Annotated in this window: 20 protein-coding genes and 1 pseudogene; 18 read left to right on the top strand and 3 right to left on the bottom strand. The window is 71.4% G+C overall.

Annotated features, from left to right (window positions below; genetic code table 11):
• Positions 1-42 precede the first annotated feature (42 nt).
• Positions 43-645: a hypothetical protein gene (locus RI578_RS11460; protein ID WP_310870998.1), complete on the bottom strand. Its 603-nt coding sequence runs from the start codon at positions 643-645 to the stop codon at positions 43-45.
• Positions 646-816: 171 nt separating this feature from the next.
• Positions 817-1,710, bottom strand: coding sequence for an SAM-dependent methyltransferase (locus RI578_RS11455; RefSeq protein ID WP_310870997.1), 894 nt, complete (start codon positions 1,708-1,710; stop codon positions 817-819).
• A 682-nt stretch (positions 1,711-2,392) separates the two neighbouring features.
• Here RI578_RS11455 and RI578_RS11450 point away from each other — a divergent pair.
• The 17 genes and pseudogenes from RI578_RS11450 (at position 2,393) to RI578_RS11370 (ending at position 15,567) form a co-directional block, all read left to right on the top strand.
• On the top strand, positions 2,393-2,989 hold the full coding sequence (locus RI578_RS11450) for a hypothetical protein (protein ID WP_310870996.1): 597 nt from the start codon (positions 2,393-2,395) through the stop codon (positions 2,987-2,989).
• A 211-nt stretch (positions 2,990-3,200) separates the two neighbouring features.
• Positions 3,201-3,620 (top strand): 30S ribosomal protein S16, encoded by a 420-nt coding sequence (gene rpsP, locus RI578_RS11445; RefSeq protein ID WP_121749394.1) that lies wholly within the window; start codon positions 3,201-3,203, stop codon positions 3,618-3,620.
• 2 nt (positions 3,621-3,622) lie between these two features.
• Complete coding sequence (locus RI578_RS11440) at positions 3,623-3,862, top strand: RNA-binding protein (RefSeq protein ID WP_003973401.1); 240 nt, start codon at positions 3,623-3,625, stop codon at positions 3,860-3,862.
• A gap of 110 nt (positions 3,863-3,972) precedes the next feature.
• Positions 3,973-4,554, top strand: a complete 582-nt coding sequence (gene rimM / locus RI578_RS11435) for a ribosome maturation factor RimM (protein ID WP_310870995.1) — start codon at positions 3,973-3,975, stop codon at positions 4,552-4,554.
• Positions 4,554-5,387: a tRNA (guanosine(37)-N1)-methyltransferase TrmD gene (trmD, locus tag RI578_RS11430; RefSeq protein ID WP_310870994.1), complete on the top strand. Its 834-nt coding sequence runs from the start codon at positions 4,554-4,556 to the stop codon at positions 5,385-5,387. The genes rimM and trmD overlap by 1 nt, the downstream gene beginning before the upstream one ends.
• A gap of 136 nt (positions 5,388-5,523) precedes the next feature.
• Positions 5,524-5,874, top strand: a complete 351-nt coding sequence (rplS, locus tag RI578_RS11425; RefSeq protein WP_030041016.1) for a 50S ribosomal protein L19 — start codon at positions 5,524-5,526, stop codon at positions 5,872-5,874.
• A 45-nt stretch (positions 5,875-5,919) separates the two neighbouring features.
• A complete protein-coding gene (gene lepB / locus RI578_RS11420) occupies positions 5,920-6,672 on the top strand; it encodes a signal peptidase I (protein ID WP_310870993.1) in 753 nt (250 codons plus the stop codon).
• Positions 6,665-7,747, top strand: a pseudogene (gene lepB, locus RI578_RS11415) (signal peptidase I); the annotation flags it as partial. The gene lepB (RI578_RS11420) and the pseudogene lepB (RI578_RS11415), both read left to right, overlap by 8 nt.
• Positions 7,638-8,627: a signal peptidase I gene (gene lepB / locus RI578_RS11410; RefSeq protein WP_310870992.1), complete on the top strand. Its 990-nt coding sequence runs from the start codon at positions 7,638-7,640 to the stop codon at positions 8,625-8,627. The pseudogene lepB (RI578_RS11415) and the gene lepB (RI578_RS11410), both read left to right, overlap by 110 nt.
• 105 nt (positions 8,628-8,732) lie before the next feature.
• Positions 8,733-9,509, top strand: coding sequence for a signal peptidase I (lepB, locus tag RI578_RS11405; RefSeq protein WP_310870991.1), 777 nt, complete (start codon positions 8,733-8,735; stop codon positions 9,507-9,509).
• Positions 9,499-10,023 (top strand): NUDIX hydrolase, encoded by a 525-nt coding sequence (locus tag RI578_RS11400; protein WP_310870990.1) that lies wholly within the window; start codon positions 9,499-9,501, stop codon positions 10,021-10,023. The genes lepB (RI578_RS11405) and RI578_RS11400 overlap by 11 nt, the downstream gene beginning before the upstream one ends.
• A 56-nt stretch (positions 10,024-10,079) precedes the next feature.
• Positions 10,080-10,388, top strand: a complete 309-nt coding sequence (locus RI578_RS11395; RefSeq protein ID WP_003993268.1) for a DUF2469 domain-containing protein — start codon at positions 10,080-10,082, stop codon at positions 10,386-10,388.
• Positions 10,389-10,516: 128 nt separating this feature from the next.
• A complete protein-coding gene (locus tag RI578_RS11390; RefSeq protein ID WP_310870989.1) occupies positions 10,517-10,879 on the top strand; it encodes a YraN family protein in 363 nt (120 codons plus the stop codon).
• Positions 10,879-12,504, top strand: coding sequence for an ATP-binding protein (locus RI578_RS11385; protein WP_310870988.1), 1,626 nt, complete (start codon positions 10,879-10,881; stop codon positions 12,502-12,504). Before RI578_RS11390 ends, RI578_RS11385 begins: the two co-directional genes overlap by 1 nt.
• Positions 12,505-12,608: 104 nt before the next feature.
• Positions 12,609-13,778, top strand: coding sequence for a DNA-processing protein DprA (gene dprA / locus RI578_RS11380; RefSeq protein ID WP_310875740.1), 1,170 nt, complete (start codon positions 12,609-12,611; stop codon positions 13,776-13,778).
• A gap of 260 nt (positions 13,779-14,038) precedes the next feature.
• Complete coding sequence (whiG, locus tag RI578_RS11375; RefSeq protein WP_055421734.1) at positions 14,039-14,881, top strand: RNA polymerase sigma factor WhiG; 843 nt, start codon at positions 14,039-14,041, stop codon at positions 14,879-14,881.
• Positions 14,882-15,009: 128 nt separating this feature from the next.
• The gene (locus tag RI578_RS11370; protein ID WP_310875739.1) at positions 15,010-15,567 is read left to right on the top strand and encodes a helix-turn-helix domain-containing protein; all 558 of its coding nucleotides are present in this window, start codon (positions 15,010-15,012) and stop codon (positions 15,565-15,567) included.
• Positions 15,568-15,706: 139 nt separating this feature from the next.
• On the opposite strand, the gene RI578_RS11365 is transcribed toward RI578_RS11370, so the two are convergent.
• A complete protein-coding gene (locus tag RI578_RS11365) occupies positions 15,707-16,408 on the bottom strand; it encodes a M23 family metallopeptidase (protein ID WP_310870987.1) in 702 nt (233 codons plus the stop codon).
• Between the two features lie 272 nt (positions 16,409-16,680).
• On the opposite strand from RI578_RS11365, the gene rpsB reads away from it, so the two are divergent.
• On the top strand, positions 16,681-17,622 hold the full coding sequence (gene rpsB, locus RI578_RS11360; protein WP_310870986.1) for a 30S ribosomal protein S2: 942 nt from the start codon (positions 16,681-16,683) through the stop codon (positions 17,620-17,622).
• The last annotated feature ends 108 nt before the right edge of the window (positions 17,623-17,730 follow it).

Raw genomic sequence — 17,730 nt, 5'->3', positions numbered from 1 at the left:
CGACTGCTGCTTCCGCTACTGCTGCTTCTGCTTCTGCTTCTGCTACTTCTGCGGGAACTTCCAGACGTAGGGCTCGCCGTCCTCCTCTGACCAGTGGACCTCGACGCTGGTGGAGTTCGCGGGGATCACGTACGTCTCGCAGAAGACGTGGCTCTCACCCTGCTTCCAGCTCTCGACGTCGTAGGGGTCCTCGCAACCCGGGGCGTCGTCGGAGGCGCCGATGAGGACGCCGCCGCGCTGCCCGTCGGCGAAGATCGTGGTGCCGTCGTGCACGTCGGAGCCCTCGGTGAGGGCCGGCCCGCTCTTGTGCGTGTACTTGACGTGCGCGACGGCCAGCACCTTGCCCTTGGCGTCCGCGGCGTCCGCCACCGCCTTCGCGGCCTCCGCCTCGGTGCCGACCTCGACCTTCTGCGCCACGACCTCGTAGGTGACCTCGCCGGAGTCCTCCGCGACCTTCCCCGTCGCGCTCTCGCCCGTCGCCAGTTCGCCGCCCGAGGCCGCCTGGGAGGGAGAGGCCGGGGCCTCCGGGCTCGCCGGGCTCTTCGCGTCGGCGTCGGCGTCGTCTCCGCCCCCGCACGCGGTGAGGGCCAGGGCGAGGACGGCGACGGGTGCGGCGACGCGCAGCGCGGTCTTGTGGTGCGGCACTACAGGCTCCTGTATGCAGATGTGTCAGTTCCCCCGAACGGTGGATCAGATTAGGGGCCCATGATCCACCAGGTGAAACCGCAGAAGTCCTGATCCGGCTTCTTCACAGAGTTCACACCTGCATCGGAAGAAGTCACTCAGGCTCCGCACACATCCGGTCGGAACCGGTCGTCAGGGAGTCCGGGCGATCAGATACCGGAACACGTTCGGCATCCACACGGTCCCGTCCGGACGCTGGTACGGATGCAGGGCCTCCGACAGCTCCTTGTCGACCTGTTCCTGGTCGGTCGCGGCGATCGCCGCGTCGAACAGCCCGGTCGACAGCAGCCCGCGCGCCGCGCTGCCCGCGTCGGCGTAACCGAAGGGGCACGCCACCCGCCCGGAGCCGTCCGGCCTGAGCCCGGCCCGCTGGGCGACCTCCTCCAGGTCGTCGCGCAGGGCGGGGCGCCAGCTGCCCGCGCCGCGCAACGGGTCCGCGAGTTTGGTGGCCACCCGCAGCACCGACGTCGTGGCGCACCGCTCCGGCGGGCCCCAACCGGCCAGCACCACGGCCGCCCCGCGCCCGGCGAGCGGCGTCGCCTGGGCGAGCAGCTCGCCCAGCCCCTCCGAGTCGCCCGCGAGGCACCCGATGGGCTCGACGGCGGCCACCAGGGTGAACGCCGGCGCCGACGGGTCCTCCGCGTCCCGGGGCGTGCCCTCGACGATCCGTGGCGCGTCCGCCCGTGCCGCGTCCGCACGCGCGCGCCTGCCCCGCGACCCGGGCGCGTCGAGCGTCTCGGGAAGCAGGCGCCGTCGCGCCAGGGCCAGTCGTTCCGGTGAGCGGGAGTCGACCCCGGTCACCGCGGCGCCGCGCGAGGCGGCCATCAGCAGGGCCAGCCCGGAGCCGCAGCCCAGCCCCAGCATCCTTGTGCCGCCGCCCACGTCCAGTCGCTCGAAGACGGCCTCGTAGAGCGGTACGAGCATCCGCTCCTGTATCTCGGACCAGTCACGCGCGCGTGCACGCAGGTCCACGCGAGGCATTGTCCCCGCGTGAGATGAGTGCTGCCGCACGAGCGTAGGTGTCATAGGAAAGCGCCCCAATCGACGAGTGTTGCCGCTGTGCCCGGTTCCATGGCCCCCGTGCAGTGCGCTCGCACTTCCCCCGTATGCCAGGAAACTCCGGGCTCGCCGTGGCGTCCAGTGGTAGCGGCGGCCGGTTTGCCCGAGCCGCGCCCCAGTGGCGAGATTTCACTTCCCGGCAACGTGCGCCTGGCCGTGCGGTACTCCCGGTAGCCCCTTCCCGACCGCTGCGACGGATGGCCTGATCGTGACCCTCGGCGATGACAGCGGGTGGCGGCGACGCCGACGAGGCGGTTCCGGCCAAGGCCGGCGGGCCCCGCGACCGCCCCGCGGGGACGGGGACGGGCGGATTGCGGGGCGGTGCCGCACGCCGACGGCACACCCGGTAACGTCGCACCCGTCGATGAGCGCATCGATGGGCCAATCGGGTGGCGACCTTCCGGCGCGACAGCGGCCGAAACGCCCCTTGCGCACCCGCGAGCCCCACGCACCCCGGCGCGTGGACGGGGCCTACGCGCCGGCGCGTACGTCTGACTACGCACCAGCTTGGTATGAGCTGTGAGGCTTATCCGCAGATCAGCGCACCCGCCCTCGTCGGGACGCATCAGCGGCAACTGACGGGTACGTGCAAATTATTTGGGATGCCCCGGAATAGGAACACAGCGGCACCCCGGCTCGTTGTCATTACGTGAGCACGACACCACCTGTTCTCGCCGCAGAGCTGGCGCAGGCGTGGGCCGACATTCAGCGGCACCACACCGAGCTGCCCGATCTTGCCGCGCCCGAGTCCCTGATCGGAGAGTCGTCGTCCGCGTGCGGGCACGAACTCTCCTTCGAACGACTGCTCCATGAGGCAGTCCACGGCATCGCCGCCGCGCGAGGAGTACGCGACACCTCCCGCGCGGGGCGCTACCACAACCGGCGGTTCCTCGCGATCGCGGAGGAGCTGGGCCTCGACCATCCCGAGGAGCCGCATCCCAGCAGCGGCTTCTCGCTGGTCACGCTCACCCCCGAGGCGAAGCGCCGCTACCGCCCGACGATCGAACGCCTCCAGCGCGCGCTGAAGGCGCACACCGCCGCGACGGCGACCGACACGGCCCGCAGCTTCCGCGGTCCCGCCGCCCGCCACGGCTCCTCCGGTGGAGGAGTGCGCGTGAAGGCCGTCTGCGACTGCGGTCGCAACGTCCGGGTCGTCCCGTCGGTCCTGGCGCAGGCCCCGATCATGTGCGGCGGCTGCGGCAAGCCGTTCCGGATCCCGGAGGTGGTCGGCGCGGCGGCGAGCTGACGTTCCGGCTGCTCGTGGCAGCCGGAACCGGGCGCTCCGCCCTCGGTCCGAAGGGCCCGCCCGCGTGTGGCACAATGGCTAGCTGTACTCGACAGTCGCACAGGACCCCTCTCTCCTCCGGCTGACGCGTCCATCGGGCACTCGGGTACCGCAACCCCACGCGGCTCTCTCGCCGTGCCCAATCACGTCAAAACCAGGAGAACCCACTCCAGTGGCAGTCAAGATCAAGCTGAAGCGTCTGGGCAAGATCCGTTCGCCTCACTACCGCATCGTCGTCGCCGACTCCCGTACCCGCCGTGACGGCCGGGCCATCGAGGAGATTGGCAAGTACCACCCGACGTACAACCCGTCGGTGATGGAGGTCGACGCCGAGCGTGTCGCGTACTGGCTGCGTGTCGGCGCCCAGCCGACCGAGCCCGTGCTCGCCATCCTGAAGAAGACCGGCGACTGGCAGAAGTTCAAGGGCGAGCCCGCCCCGGCGCCGCTGCTGCAGCCGGCCGAGAAGTCGGCCCGTCCGTCCTTCGAGGCGATCGGTGGCGACGACGAGGGCAAGGGCGAGGCCATCACCCAGAAGAAGAAGGCCGACAAGAAGGACGAGGCTGCCGCCGAGTCCACGTCGACCGAGGCCTGAGCATGCTCGAGGAGGCTCTCGAGCACCTCGTGAAGGGCATCGTCGACAATCCCGACGATGTGCAGGTCGCCTCGCGCAACCTGCGTCGCGGGCGTGTGCTCGAGGTCCGGGTCCACCCCGACGACCTCGGCAAGGTGATCGGCCGCAACGGCCGCACCGCACGCGCCCTGCGGACGGTCGTGGGCGCCATCGGCGGCCGCGGTGTCCGCGTCGACCTCGTCGACGTGGACCACGTCCGCTGACGCCAAACGCAGCACCGGCTCGGGCCGGGGAGGGCCACTGGGCCGTCCCCGGCCCGTAGTCGTACGAGCCGTGACCGGCTCGTCGCAGTTCCGACAGGAGATCAAGCACAGTGCAGCTGGTAGTCGCGCGTATCGGCCGAGCCCACGGAATCAAGGGCGAGGTCACCGTCGAGGTCCGCACCGACGAGCCGGAGCTGCGGCTCGGCCCCGGTGCCGTACTGGCCACCGACCCCGCCTCCACCGGACCCCTCACCATCGAGACCGGCCGGGTCCACAGCGGCCGCCTCCTGCTGCGCTTCGCCGGCGTCCACGACCGCACCGGAGCCGAGGCGCTGCGCAACACCCTCCTGATCGCCGACGTCGACCCGGACGAGCGGCCCGAGGGCGATGACGAGTACTACGACCACCAGCTGATCGACCTCGACGTGGTGACCAAGGACGGCGACGAGGTCGGCCGGATCACCGAGATCTCCCACCTGCCCACGCAGGACCTGTTCGTGGTGGAGCGCCCCGACGGCAGCGAGGTCTACGTGCCGTTCGTCTCCGAGATCGTCACCGAGATCGACCTGGACGAGCAGCGGGCGGTCATCGACCCGCCGCCCGGCCTGATCGACGACCGCGCGGCCCGCGACGAAGTCGCTGATGGACACAGCGCTTCCGCGCGGGACGCCGCCGCCGGGGAAGAGGCGTAATGCGGCTCGACGTCGTCACGATCTTCCCCGAGTACCTGGAACCGCTGAACGTCTCCCTGGTCGGCAAGGCACGCGCGCGAGGACAGCTCGACGTCCACGTGCACGACCTGCGCTCGTGGACCTACGACCGGCACAACACCGTCGACGACACCCCGTACGGCGGCGGGCCCGGCATGGTGATGAAGACCGAGCCGTGGGGCGACGCCCTGGACTCCGTCCTGGCCGACGGCTACGAGACGGGCTCCGGCGAGCCCGCCCTGATCGTGCCCACGCCCAGCGGCCGGCCCTTCACCCAGGAACTCGCCGTCCACCTCTCCGAGCGGCCTTGGCTGATCTTCACGCCCGCCCGCTACGAGGGCATCGACCGCCGCGTCATCGACGAGTACGCGACCCGGATGCCCGTGTACGAGGTGTCCATCGGCGACTACGTCCTCGCCGGCGGCGAGGCGGCCGTGCTCGTCGTCACCGAGGCCGTGGCGCGGCTGCTGCCCGGCGTCCTCGGCAACGCCGAGTCCCACCGCGACGACTCCTTCGCCCCCGGCGCCATGGCAAGCCTGCTGGAGGGCCCCGTCCACACCAAGCCGCCGCAGTGGCGTGGCCGCGGCATCCCGGACGTGCTGCTCAGCGGCCACCACGGGAAGATCGCCCGCTGGCGCCGCGACGAGGCCCTGCGGCGCACGACGGCCAACCGGCCCGACCTGATCGAGCGGTGCGATCCCAAGGCCTTCGACAAGAAGGACCGCGAGATGCTCTCCATCCTGGGCTGGGAACCCGACCCGGACGGGGGGCCGTACGGCCGATTTTGGCGCAGGACGCCGGGCATGGAAGAATAGGGCGCTGTTGTGCGTCCGTCCGGAGCGCGCCCCTGCCACAGGGGGAGACGACGCCCGTCCCGACCCGCACGACCCTGATTCCGAAACACCTAGTTTCCGTTGATGACCTGTGGCATCAGCGAGGAAAGCAGACGAAATGTCTCACCTGCTCGACTCCGTCGACTCCGCGTCGCTGCGCAGCGACGTCCCGGCCTTCCGCCCCGGCGACACCGTCAACGTCCACGTCCGCGTCATCGAGGGCAACCGCTCCCGTGTGCAGCAGTTCAAGGGCGTAGTCATCCGCCGCCAGGGTGCCGGCGTGCGCGAGACCTTCACGGTCCGCAAGGTCTCCTTCTCCGTCGGCGTCGAGCGCACCTTCCCGGTGCACACCCCGATCGTGGAGAAGATCGAGCTCGTCACCCGCGGTGACGTCCGTCGCGCCAAGCTGTACTACCTGCGCGAGCTGCGCGGCAAGGCCGCGAAGATCAAGGAGAAGCGCGACAACTGAGCGCCCTCCGAGGTCCACACCGGGGCCGGATAACATCTGGCCCCGATGGACACCGAAGCACAGCCCACGGAGCGCGACCGCTCCTCCCGCCCTTCCGACTCCGAGCAGCCCTCGGAGTCGGAGCGCCCGGAGGAACGGTCGCGTTCCGCGTTCGCGGGGCGGATCACGGACTGGGTGCCGGGCGGCCGGATCACCGTGACCCTCCTGACTCTGCTGCTGTTCCTGCTGCTCCTCAGCACCTTCGTGCTCCAGCCGTTCCAGATCCCCAGCGGATCCATGGAGCGCGGATTGAGGATCGGTGACCGGGTTCTCGTAAATAAGTTGGCGTACCGTTTCGGGGACCGGCCGCAGCGGGGCGACATCGTCGTCTTCGACGGCACCGGGCTCTTCGGGCACGGCGACTACATCAAACGCGTTGTCGGTGTGGGCGGGGACCACGTGGTGTGCTGCGACAGGGAGGGGAAGGTCCAGGTGAACGGCCAGTCGGTCGACGAGTCGGCGTTCCTGTACCCCGGCGACCGCCCGTCCACGGTGCGCTTCGACGTCGTCGTCCCCGACGGCACCCTGTTCGTCCTCGGCGACCACCGGGCCGACTCCAGCGACTCCCGCGACCACCTGGGCTCGCCGGGCGGCGGAATGGTCCCGGTGGACGAGGTGATCGGCCGCGCCGACTGGATCGTCTGGCCCTTCGACCACGCCACCCACCTCGACCGCCCGGACGCCTACGCGCGCGTGCCGGACGCGGAGGCGGACGAACCGGCCGGTGGGCCACGTCGGTCGGAGGGTGCCGATGGGTAGCCGGGGCAAACCGCGCGGGGCGCCCAGCAGCCCCACGGAGAACCTGCTGCCCACCGGCTCGCGGCGCACTTCCCCGCCGTCCGGCGGCCGGTCCCGTGCCGAGCGGCGCAAGCTGCAGCGCAAGGTCAAACGCCGCCGCAGGCGCGGCGCGGTCAAGGAGATACCTCTTCTCGTCGGCGTCGCCGTCCTGATAGCGCTGGTGCTGAAGACCTTCCTCGTCCAGGCGTTCGTGATCCCGTCGGGCTCCATGGAGCAGACGATCCAGATCGGTGACCGGGTCCTGGTGGACAAGCTCACCCCGTGGTTCGGCTCCGAGCCGCAGCGCGGGGACGTCGTCGTCTTCCGCGACCCCGGCGGCTGGCTCCAGGGCGAGCAGACCACCAAGAAGGACGACCCCGTCGTCATCAAGCAGGTCAAGGAAGGCCTCGCCTTCATCGGCCTGCTGCCGTCCGACGACGAGAAGGACCTCATCAAGCGGGTCGTCGGCGTGGGCGGGGACCGGGTCAAGTGCTGTGACACCCGGGGACGGGTCACGGTCAACGGCGTTCCACTCAACGAGACCTACCTCTATCCCGGAGACTCCCCGTCCAAGGCGCCGTTCGACGTCACGGTCCCCGAGGGGCGGCTGTGGGTGATGGGCGACCACCGGTCCAACTCCGCCGACTCCCGCGCCCACCAGGAGACCGACTTCGGCACCGTCTCCGAGGACGAGGTGGTGGGGCGGGCCATGGTGATCGCCTGGCCGTTCGGCCACTGGACCACCCTGGACGAACCGAAAACGTATGCGTCCGTGTCCGACTCGGCCTCCGGTTCGACCGCCGCCCCCCGGCTGTCGCATAGGGTTGCCCCCGACGATCCGAACGCGATGATTCAGCTCCCGACCCCTGCGGAACTCCCGCTCGTTATGGGAGTGGTGGGCCTGCGCCGTTTACGGGGCAGGCGGTGGCAGAGAGTAAGGAGTTGGCGTGGGGGATGTGGCGGTTGGCGCACGGTCCGGACACGACGGCGAGGAGAACCGCGGACACCCCGTGGAGGCAGCCGGCCCGGTCGCGGACGGCGCCCCGGCCTCCGGGCACGACTCCGGGACCGAGGACGGCAGGGTGACGGACGAACACGGCGGGACCCAGGACGAGGGAGTGGGCGGGACGCCCCCGGCGACACCCCCCGCGGCCAAGAAGCAGCGTTCCTTCTGGAAGGAACTGCCGATCCTGATCGGCATCGCGCTGGTGCTCGCGCTGCTGATCAAGACGTTCCTGGTCCAGGCGTTCTCGATCCCGTCCGCCTCGATGCAGAACACGCTCACGATCAATGACCGTGTCCTCGTCGACAAGCTCACCCCCTGGTTCGGCTCGGAGCCCGAGCGCGGCGAGATCGTCGTCTTCCACGACCCGGACGACTGGCTCGCGGGCGAGCCGACGCCCGACCCGAACGCGCTGCAGACGGTCCTCAGCTGGATCGGCCTGATGCCGTCCGCGGACGAGAAGGACCTGATCAAGCGCGTCATCGGGGTCGGCGGCGACACGGTCGAGTGCAACGAGACCGGTCCCCTCAAGGTCAACGGCAAGGCGCTGAACGAGCCGTACGTCTACCCCGGCAACACGCCGTGCAGCGTCGACGACCAGGGCGGCCAGTTCAAGGTCAAGGTTCCCGAGGGTTCCATCTGGGTCATGGGTGACCACCGGCAGAACTCCCGGGACTCCCGCTACAACCAGTCGGACAGTCATGGCGGCATGGTCCCGGTCAAGGAGGTCGTCGGCCGCGCCATCGTGATCGCCTGGCCGATGAACCGCTGGGACACCCTGCCGGTCCCGGACACCTTCGACCAGGACGGTCTGCAGGCCCAGTCGTCGGCCGCCGCCGCGCTGTCGGTCGCGCCCCAGGGCCTGGCCCTCGCCGGAGTCGTCCCGGTCGTCTGGTGGCGCCGCAGGCGCATGGCCCCCGCCGAGACCCGCTGAGCCGCCCGGCCCCGCGCCGTACGTCCGTCAGGTAGTTCCTCCAGCCCCTCCCGGGCCCCGGGAGGGGCTGCCCCGTTCGGGTACCGCCGGGTAAGGTGCGGATCCATGGGTGGCGAGAGCAGGACACGTACGGTCCCGCGGGGTGGCGGCACGAACAAGGGCCCGGTGGGCAGCCGGACCGGGCAGCGGCTGTCCGGGCTCGCCGTGGCGCTGGGCTTGGTGCTGTTCCTCGGCGGCTTCGTCTGGGGAGCGGTGGTCTACCGCCCCTACACCGTGCCGACCAGCTCGATGACGCCGACGATCGACGCCGGTGACCGGGTACTCGCGCAGCGCATCGACGGCACCGACGTCCGCCGCGGCGATGTCGTCGTCTTCAAGGACACGACCTGGGCCAACGCCCCGATGGTCAAGCGCGTGGTCGCGGTCGGCGGGGACACCGTCGCCTGCTGCCAGGAAGGCAAGCTCAAGGTCAACGGCAAGGTCGTCGACGAGCCGTACCTGCCCGATGGCACGCCGGCCGAGATCAGCAACTTCCCGACCGTGACCGTCCCCGAGGGCCGCCTGTTCCTGCTCGGCGACGAGCGGGACAACTCCGTGGACTCCACCGCCCACCTCACCGACGCCGCCGGCGGCACCGTGTCGCGCGGTGCCGTGGACGCCCGCGTCGACGCCGTGGTCTGGCCCATGAACGGCATGCTGGAGCGGCCGACCGGCTTCGAGGCACTGGGCGGCCTCTCCTCGCCGGGCCCGCTGCGTACGGTCGTCGCGCTGGTGATCGCCGGGGCCGTGCTGATCCTCGTCGGCGCCGCCTACGGCCCCTTCGCCAAGCGCGCCGCGGCCTCCCGCGCCCGGACCGGAACGGGACCCACCGGTGTCCGCTGAGGCGACCCGGGCCGGGCAGGACTCCTACGAGGGCGGACTGCGCAGGGTGGCCCGGGTGGTACTGCTCGACCCCGAGGACCGCATCCTGCTGCTGCACGGGCATGAACCGGACGATCCGGCCGACGACTGGTGGTTCACCCCGGGCGGCGGCGTGGAGGGCGACGAGACCCGTGAGGAGGCCGCCCGGCGGGAGCTCGTCGAGGAGACCGGCATCACCGACATCAAGCTCGGCCCGGTGCTGTGGCGGCGCAGGTGCTCCTTCCCCTTCGCCGGCCGCCGCTGGGACCAGGACGAGTGGTACTACCTGGCCCGGACGACCCAGACCGCGACCGAGGCCGTGGGGCTGACCGAACTGGAGCGGCGCAGCGTCGCCGGAGCGCGCTGGTGGACGTGTCGGGAACTGACCCGGGCACATGAGACGGTGTATCCGACCAGACTCGCCGAGCTGCTGCGCAAGCTGCTCGACGAAGGTCCCCCCGCCGGACCGGTGACCCTGGACACCGAAATCGTCTAGGGGCTCACGGGACGGGCGCACAATGGTGGGACCGCACGGCTGAAGGGGAACATGCCATGAGCGCCGAGGACCTCGAGAAGTACGAGACCGAGATGGAGCTCAAGCTCTACCGGGAGTACCGCGACGTCGTCGGTCTGTTCAAATACGTGATCGAGACCGAGCGACGCTTCTACCTCACCAACGACTACGAGATGCAGGTGCACTCGGTCCAGGGTGAGGTGTTCTTCGAGGTGTCCATGGCCGATGCCTGGGTGTGGGACATGTACCGACCGGCCCGGTTCGTGAAGCAGGTGCGAGTGTTGACGTTCAAGGACGTGAACATCGAGGAGCTCAACAAGAGCGATCTGGAGCTTCCCAGCGGCTGAGTCTCGGCGAGAGATCGGTAGGTGTCACTCGTGTGGGTGACAAGGTTGTCCACAGCCGCCTGACCGTCCACCAAGATCCAAAAGCTCGCTGAGTCCGCCTCATCGTTGGCACCGGAGGTGGTGCCGACATGAACGCACGAGGTGCGCTGGGCAAGTACGGCGAGACGCTCGCCGCCCGCAGGCTGACCGGGGCCGGCATGACGGTCCTGGAGCGCAACTGGCGCTGCGGCAGGACCGGCGAGATCGACATCGTGGCCCTGGACGGTGACGTCCTGGTGGTCTGCGAGGTCAAGACGCGCAGGGGCGGCTCCTTCGAGCACCCGATGGCCGCGGTGACCCCCGAGAAGGCGGAGCGGCTGCGGCGGCTCGCCGAGCGCTGGATCCAGACCCACGGAGGGGCCCCGCCCGGCGGAGTCCGCATCGACCTGGTCGGTGTCCTCCTCCCGCGGCGCGGCGCCCCCGCGGTCGAGCACGCGCGGGGGGTGGCGTGATGGGGTTCGCGCGTACGTGCTCCGTGGCGCTCGTCGGCGTCGAGGGCGTGGTGGTCGAGGTCCAGGCCGATCTCGAACCGGGTGTCGCGGCGTTCACACTGGTCGGACTGCCGGACAAGAGCCTGACCGAGAGCCGGGACCGGGTACGGGCCGCTGTGGTCAACTCGGGTGCCGAGTGGCCGCAGAAGAAACTGACGGTGGGCCTCAGCCCCGCGTCGGTGCCGAAGAGCGGCAGTGGATTCGACCTCGCCGTCGCAGCCGCGGTCCTCGGCGCTGCCGAGCGCATCGATCCCCGCGTGCTCGCCGACATCCTGATGATCGGGGAGCTGGGCCTGGACGGACGGGTGCGGCCCGTGCGGGGCATCCTGCCGGCGGTCCTGGCCGCGGCGGAGGCCGGCTACGAACAGGTGGTCGTCCCGGAGTGCGCCGCCGCCGAGGCGTCCCTCGTGCCCGGAGTGTCGGTGCTCGGCGTACGCAGCCTGCGCCAGCTGATCGCCGTCCTCGCCGACGAGCCCGTGCCGGAGGAGGAACCGGACCAGCAGGGTCGGCCCGACCCGCTCCTCGCAGGCCTGCGCATGCCCGGCACGGGAGCCGCCACCGGAATGCACGGCATGGGGACGGCGCAGTACGACCACGGCCACGACCTCTCGGACGTCGTGGGCCAGGAGGCGGCGCGCACGGCGGTGGAGGTCGCCGCCGCCGGCGGTCATCACCTGTTCCTGGAGGGGCCGCCCGGCGCCGGGAAGACGATGCTCGCCGAGCGCCTGCCCGCCGTCCTGCCCCGGCTCTGCCGGGAGGAATCGCTGGAGGTCACCGCGGTGCACTCGGTGGCGGGCCTGCTGCCGCCCGGCAAACCCCTGATCGACGTGGCCCCCTACTGCGCGCCGCACCACTCCGCCACGATGCAGGCCCTCGTTGGGGGCGGCCCCGGCATCGGACGGCCCGGAGCCGTCTCGCTGGCACATCGCGGCGTCCTGTTCCTGGACGAGACACCGGAGTTCAGCAGCCACGCGCTCGACGCCCTGCGCCAGCCGCTGGAGGCCGGGCACGTCGTCATCGCGCGCAGCGCGGGCGTGGTGCGGTTCCCGGCACGGTTCCTGATGGTGCTCGCGGCCAATCCCTGCCCGTGCGGACGGTTCTCGCAGAAGGAGGACCTGTGCGAGTGCTCGCCCTCGGCGATCCGCCGATACCAGGCCAGGCTGTCCGGTCCACTGCTCGACCGGGTCGACCTCCGGGTCGAGGTGGAGCGGATCACGCGCAGCCAACTGGCGGGGGTCGGCCCCCGAGGCGATACGACCGCGACGGTCGCCGACCGGGTGCGGGCCGCCCGGGACCGGGCGGCCGAGCGTCTCGCGGGCACTCCGTGGCGGTCCAACAGCGAGGTGCCCGGACGGGAGCTGCGCAGCCGCTGGTACGCGGCGCCCGGGGCGCTGGACGACGCGGAACGCAGCCTGGAACGGGGCGTGCTCACCGCCCGCGGCCTCGACCGGGTCCTGCGCGTCGCCTGGACCGTCGCGGATCTCGTCGGCCACGACCGACCCGACGCGAGGGACGTCGCCCTGGCGCTGCAACTGCGCACGGGTGTGCCGAGGGGCGTCCCGATGGCCCTTGGAGCGCTGACGTGACCGGGGACTGCGCCGTCACCGGTCATGGAGGGGGCGGCGCCGTCGCCGGTCGTGGCGGGGACGGCTCCGTCGCCAAGGGCGGTGAGCCGGCTGCGGACGATGTCGTGATCGGGGAAGACGCCGATGCGGCGGGTGGCGACGAGCTGCTCGGCCGGGTCTTTCTCACCCGGGTCATCGAGCCCGGCGACGAGACCGGTGGACGGTGGGTGCGGGAGCGCGGCGTCGCGGACGTGGTGCGGCGGCTGCGTGCGGGCGGGCGTGCCCTGCCGGGGGTGAGCGAGAAGCGGTGGGCCGGCCTGTGTGCCAGGGCGGGCCGGGCCGAGCCGCGCCGGGACCTCGCCGTCGCCAGTGCGGCGGGGGTGCGGTTCGTGGCACCCGGGGCGGCCGAGTGGCCGCGGCAGCTCGACGACCTCGGGGACGCCAGGCCCCTCGGATTGTGGGTGCGCGGCAGGCCAAGTCTGCGCATGTGGGCGCTGAGGTCGGTGGCCGTCGTCGGAGCCCGTGCCTGCACCGAGTACGGCGCCCACATGGCGGCCACCCTCGCCGCCGGGCTCGCCGAACGCGGCTGGGTCGTGGTGTCCGGCGGCGCCTACGGGGTCGACGGCGCCGCCCACCGGGGCGCCCTCGGCGCGGGCGGCGCCACCGCCGCCGTCCTCGCCTGCGGCGTCGACCGCCCCTATCCGCCGGGGCACACGGGGCTGATCACCAGGATCGCGGAACAGGGACTGGTCGTCGGGGAGCTGCCACCGGGCGATCATCCGACGCCCAGCAGGTTCATCCTGCGCAACCGCGTGATCGCCGCGCTCACCCGGGGCACGGTGGTCGTCGAGGCCGCCTACCGCAGCGGCTCGCTGGTCACCGCCCGGGCGGCCCAGCGCCTCGGCCGGCACACGATGGGCGTTCCGGGACCGGCCACCAGTGCGCTGTCGGCGGGGGTGCACGAGTTGCTGCGCGGCGACGCGGTGCTCGTGAGCGACGCCGCCGAGGTCGTGGAACTGGTCGGCGACATGGGAGAGCTGCCCCCGGACCGGCGCGGGCCAGTGCTCCCCACCGACCTGCTGGAACCCCGCACCCGCCAGGTGCTGGCCGGGCTCCCCGCACGTGGAGCGGCGGGAGCGGACGAGGTGGCGCGACGCGCACAGACCACGCAGGACGACGCGATCGCGAGACTGTACGAGCTTCGAGCGCTTGGTTACGTCGAACGACACGGCGACGGCTGGAAGTTGACACGCCAGGCGATGATCTCGGTCCGCGGTGGTCGGAGCCCGTGTTGACCCAGCGTGTTCGGCCGTCCGGGGGAACCCCGACGCCCTTGGGAATTCTGGCAGTTGGGGTATTCGAGTGATCACGCAGAGCGATCATCGTCCCCCCTGGAGAGCGTTCAGCGGAACGTATCTGCGTACGGGCCCGCCCCGCTCTTCGCACACCGCGACTGTCCAGTCACGCTACGCTCACGAGGACCCCCACGCAGACAGCAGACCGGCGGCCTCACCCAGGCACACCAACATCACGGCAGAACGGCACAAGGCGACGAATGCCCCAGCACACCTCCGGGTCCGACCGGGCGGCGATCCCCCCAGCCGCCCGCGACGGTGGCAGCGTGCGACCGCCCGCCCCCTCGACGCTCGACGAGCTGTGGCGGTCGTACAAGGCGACGGGGGACGAGCGGCTGCGGGAACAGCTGATCCTGCACTACTCGCCCCTCGTGAAATACGTGGCGGGCCGGGTGAGCGTGGGACTGCCGCCCAACGTCGAACAGGCCGACTTCGTCTCCTCGGGGGTGTTCGGACTGATCGACGCGATCGAGAAGTTCGACGTCGATCGGGAGATCAAGTTCGAGACCTACGCGATCACCCGGATCCGGGGCGCGATGATCGACGAGCTGCGGGCGCTGGACTGGATCCCGCGGTCGGTCCGACAGAAGGCGCGGAACGTGGAGCGCGCGTACGCGACGCTGGAGGCACGGCTGCGCCGCACCCCGTCGGAGAGCGAGGTGGCCGTCGAGATGGGGATCGCGGTGGAGGACCTCCACGCGGTCTTCAGCCAGTTGTCGCTGGCCAACGTGGTGGCGCTGGAGGAACTGCTGCACGCCGGGGGCGAGGGCGGGGACCGGCTGAGCCTCATGGACACGCTGGAGGACACCGCCGCCGACAACCCGGTGGAGGTCGCCGAGGACCGGGAACTGCGACGGTTCCTGGCGCGGGCGATCAACACGCTCCCGGAGCGGGAGAAGACCGTCGTCACCCTGTACTACTACGAAGGGCTCACGCTCGCCGAGATCGGGAACGTGCTGGGTGTGACGGAGAGCCGGGTCAGTCAGATCCACACCAAGTCGGTGTTGCAACTGCGCGCCAAGCTGGCAGGCTTTGGTCGCTGACCTGGCCTTATGGCATGCGATCGACTCCTTCGGTGACCCCGTCGGCTGTCGTGCGGTCGGGTGAGTGACTCCCGTACCGGGTGGCGCGTCCGTAAAGTGGTGACGTGCCAAGGATTCGAGCGGCCTCCGTGGCCGAGCACCGGTCGATGCAGCGTGCCGCCCTGCTGGACGCGGCACGCTCCCTGCTGTCCGACGGCGGAACGGAGGCGCTGACCTTCCCCGCCCTCGCCGAACGGACGGGCCTGGCCCGGTCGTCCGTCTACGAGTACTTCCGGTCGCGGGCGGCGGTCGTCGAGGAGCTGTGCGCCGTCGACTTCCCGGTCTGGGCCGCGGAGGTCGAGGCGGCGATGGAACGCGAGACGGCCCCCGAGGCCAAGGTCGAGGCGTATGTGCGCACACAGCTCGACCTCGTCGGGGACCGACGGCACCGCGCCGTCGTGGCCATCTCCGCGAGCGAGCTCGACGCCGGCGCGCGGGAGAAGATCCGGGCGGCGCACGGCGGGCTGATCGCGATGATCGTCGAGGCGCTCGGCGAGATGGGGCACGAGCAGCCACGGCTGGCGGCGACGCTGCTGCAGGGGGTCGTGGACGCGGCCGTGCGGCGTATCGAGCTGGGAGCGGCGGAGGAGCCGGCGGCGATCACGGAGGCGGCGGTCTCCATGGCGCTGCGGGGCGTGCGGGGCTGATCGCCGGAGGCGGTCGAGAACCTCGGCGTCCCTGGGGGCATGGCCCCTCGGTCACGGACGGGCGCGCGGGCCCGGCGTCACGGGGCGCCCTCGTGCCCACCCCTGTCATCCAGCCATCCCTGTCACCCAGCCATCCCTGTCACCCAGTCAGCCCTGTCACCCCAACCACCGCAGCCACATCTGCCGCGCTTGCGGCGCGACCTTCCGCGGCCTCCGGAAGCGGGATTCCCAGGACCGGCAGCAGCCTCGACGGGCCCCCGTCGAGCAGCCACGGTGGGAGCAGGGACAGCGGGTCGAGGTAGACGTCGCCCCGCAGCAGGCCCCAGTGCAGGCAGGCCGCGCAGTGGGAGCCCGTCGGCCACACCGTGCCGAGTACCTCGCCCGCCGCGACCTCGTCCCCCTTCTTCACCGAGACCTCGACCGGCTCGTACGTCGTCCGCAGAGGTGGATCACCCGTCCCCGTGAGTTCCAGCGAGACGACGCCCCTGCCCGCCACCTGCCCGGCGAACGACACCCGTCCCGCCGCCACCGCCCGCACCGGCGTCCCGGCCACCGCGGCGAGGTCCACGCCGCGGTGGCCGGGGCCGTACGGCGTCGCCGGAGGCTCCCAGCCCCGTAGAACCGCGGGCCGGGTGCCGACCGGCCAGAGGCGGGCCATGGCCGGCACCACCGGATCCGGGACCCGCCCGGCGTCCGTGGCCGCCACCGCCACCGTCGCCGTCGTCGTGGTCGCGGCCGTCGTCGGCACCGCCACCGTCGTCGGCGCCGGCGCACCCCTGGCCAGGACCGTCAGCAGCAGCACCACCCACGTACACGCACCCACACATCGCCTCGCTCGCATGCCGGAACCGTCCCGCACCAGGGCCGATCACCGTCCGACCCTGTGGACCGCTCCCCACTTGTGGACAGCCGCGTCACCCGGTACCCCGCGGGTCCCGTACACTTCTGATGGCGATCCGGGTCACCGGGTCGACTTCGCACGCCCCGACACGACGCCGCCCAAGGCTCGTGTCAGCGCCCCTCGGTCCCCAGTGGCACGGCGCATCGCGGGCGTCAGGCGCGGGAGCCGTCCGGCTTCCGCGGCACAACCGAGAAACTCGAGGAGATACGGCCATGGCCGTCGTCACGATGCGGGAGCTGCTGGAAAGCGGCGTCCACTTCGGTCACCAGACCCGTCGTTGGAACCCGAAGATGAAGCGATTCATCTTCACGGAGCGCAACGGCATCTACATCATCGACCTGCTCCAGTCGCTGTCGTACATCGACCGCGCCTACGAGTTCGTCAAGGAGACCGTCGCCCACGGCGGCACGGTCATGTTCGTCGGCACGAAGAAGCAGGCGCAGGAGGCCATCGCCGAGCAGGCCACCCGCGTCGGCATGCCCTACGTCAACCAGCGCTGGCTGGGCGGCATGCTCACCAACTTCTCGACCGTCTACAAGCGCCTGCAGCGCCTGAAGGAGCTCGAGCAGATCGACTTCGAGGACGTGGCCGCCTCCGGCCTCACCAAGAAGGAACTGCTCGTCCTCTCCCGTGAGAAGGCCAAGCTGGAGAAGACCCTCGGCGGTATCCGCGAGATGTCCAAGGTGCCCAGCGCCGTCTGGATCGTGGACACCAAGAAGGAGCACATCGCGGTCGGCGAGGCCCGGAAGCTCAACATCCCGGTCGTCGCCATCCTCGACACCAACTGCGACCCCGACGAGGTCGACTACAAGATCCCGGGCAACGACGACGCGATCCGCTCCGTCACCCTGCTCACCCGCGTGATCGCCGACGCCGTCGCCGAGGGCCTCATCGCCCGCTCCGGCGCCGCTGCCGGCGACAAGGGTGACAAGGCCGCCGGCGAGCCGCTCGCCGCGTGGGAGCGCGACCTGCTCGAGGGCGAGAAGGCCGAGAAGAAGGCCGACGCCGAGACCGCCGAGACGCCCGCCGAGGCTCCGGCTGCCGAGGCCGCCCCCGCCGCCGAGGCCCCCGCTGCCGAGGCTGCGGCCACCGAGGCCCCGGCCGAGGAGGCGCCCGCCGCCGAGGCTCCGGCCGCCGAGGGCGAGCAGGCCTGACCGTCCCGTCGGCGTCGACGGCGGGAGCGGTGACATGAGATCCGCTCCCGCCGTTCACCCGTAGGTCGGTGGAGGGACACGGACCTGCAGCTCCATGTAGGTCCGTGC

The sequence above is a fragment of the Streptomyces sp. BB1-1-1 genome, from assembly GCF_031597775.1.
GTDB classification, from domain to species: domain Bacteria; phylum Actinomycetota; class Actinomycetes; order Streptomycetales; family Streptomycetaceae; genus Streptomyces; species Streptomyces thinghirensis.
The sequence above is the reverse complement of the archived record's forward strand: the minus strand, read 5'-3'. Positions and strand labels throughout refer to the sequence as shown.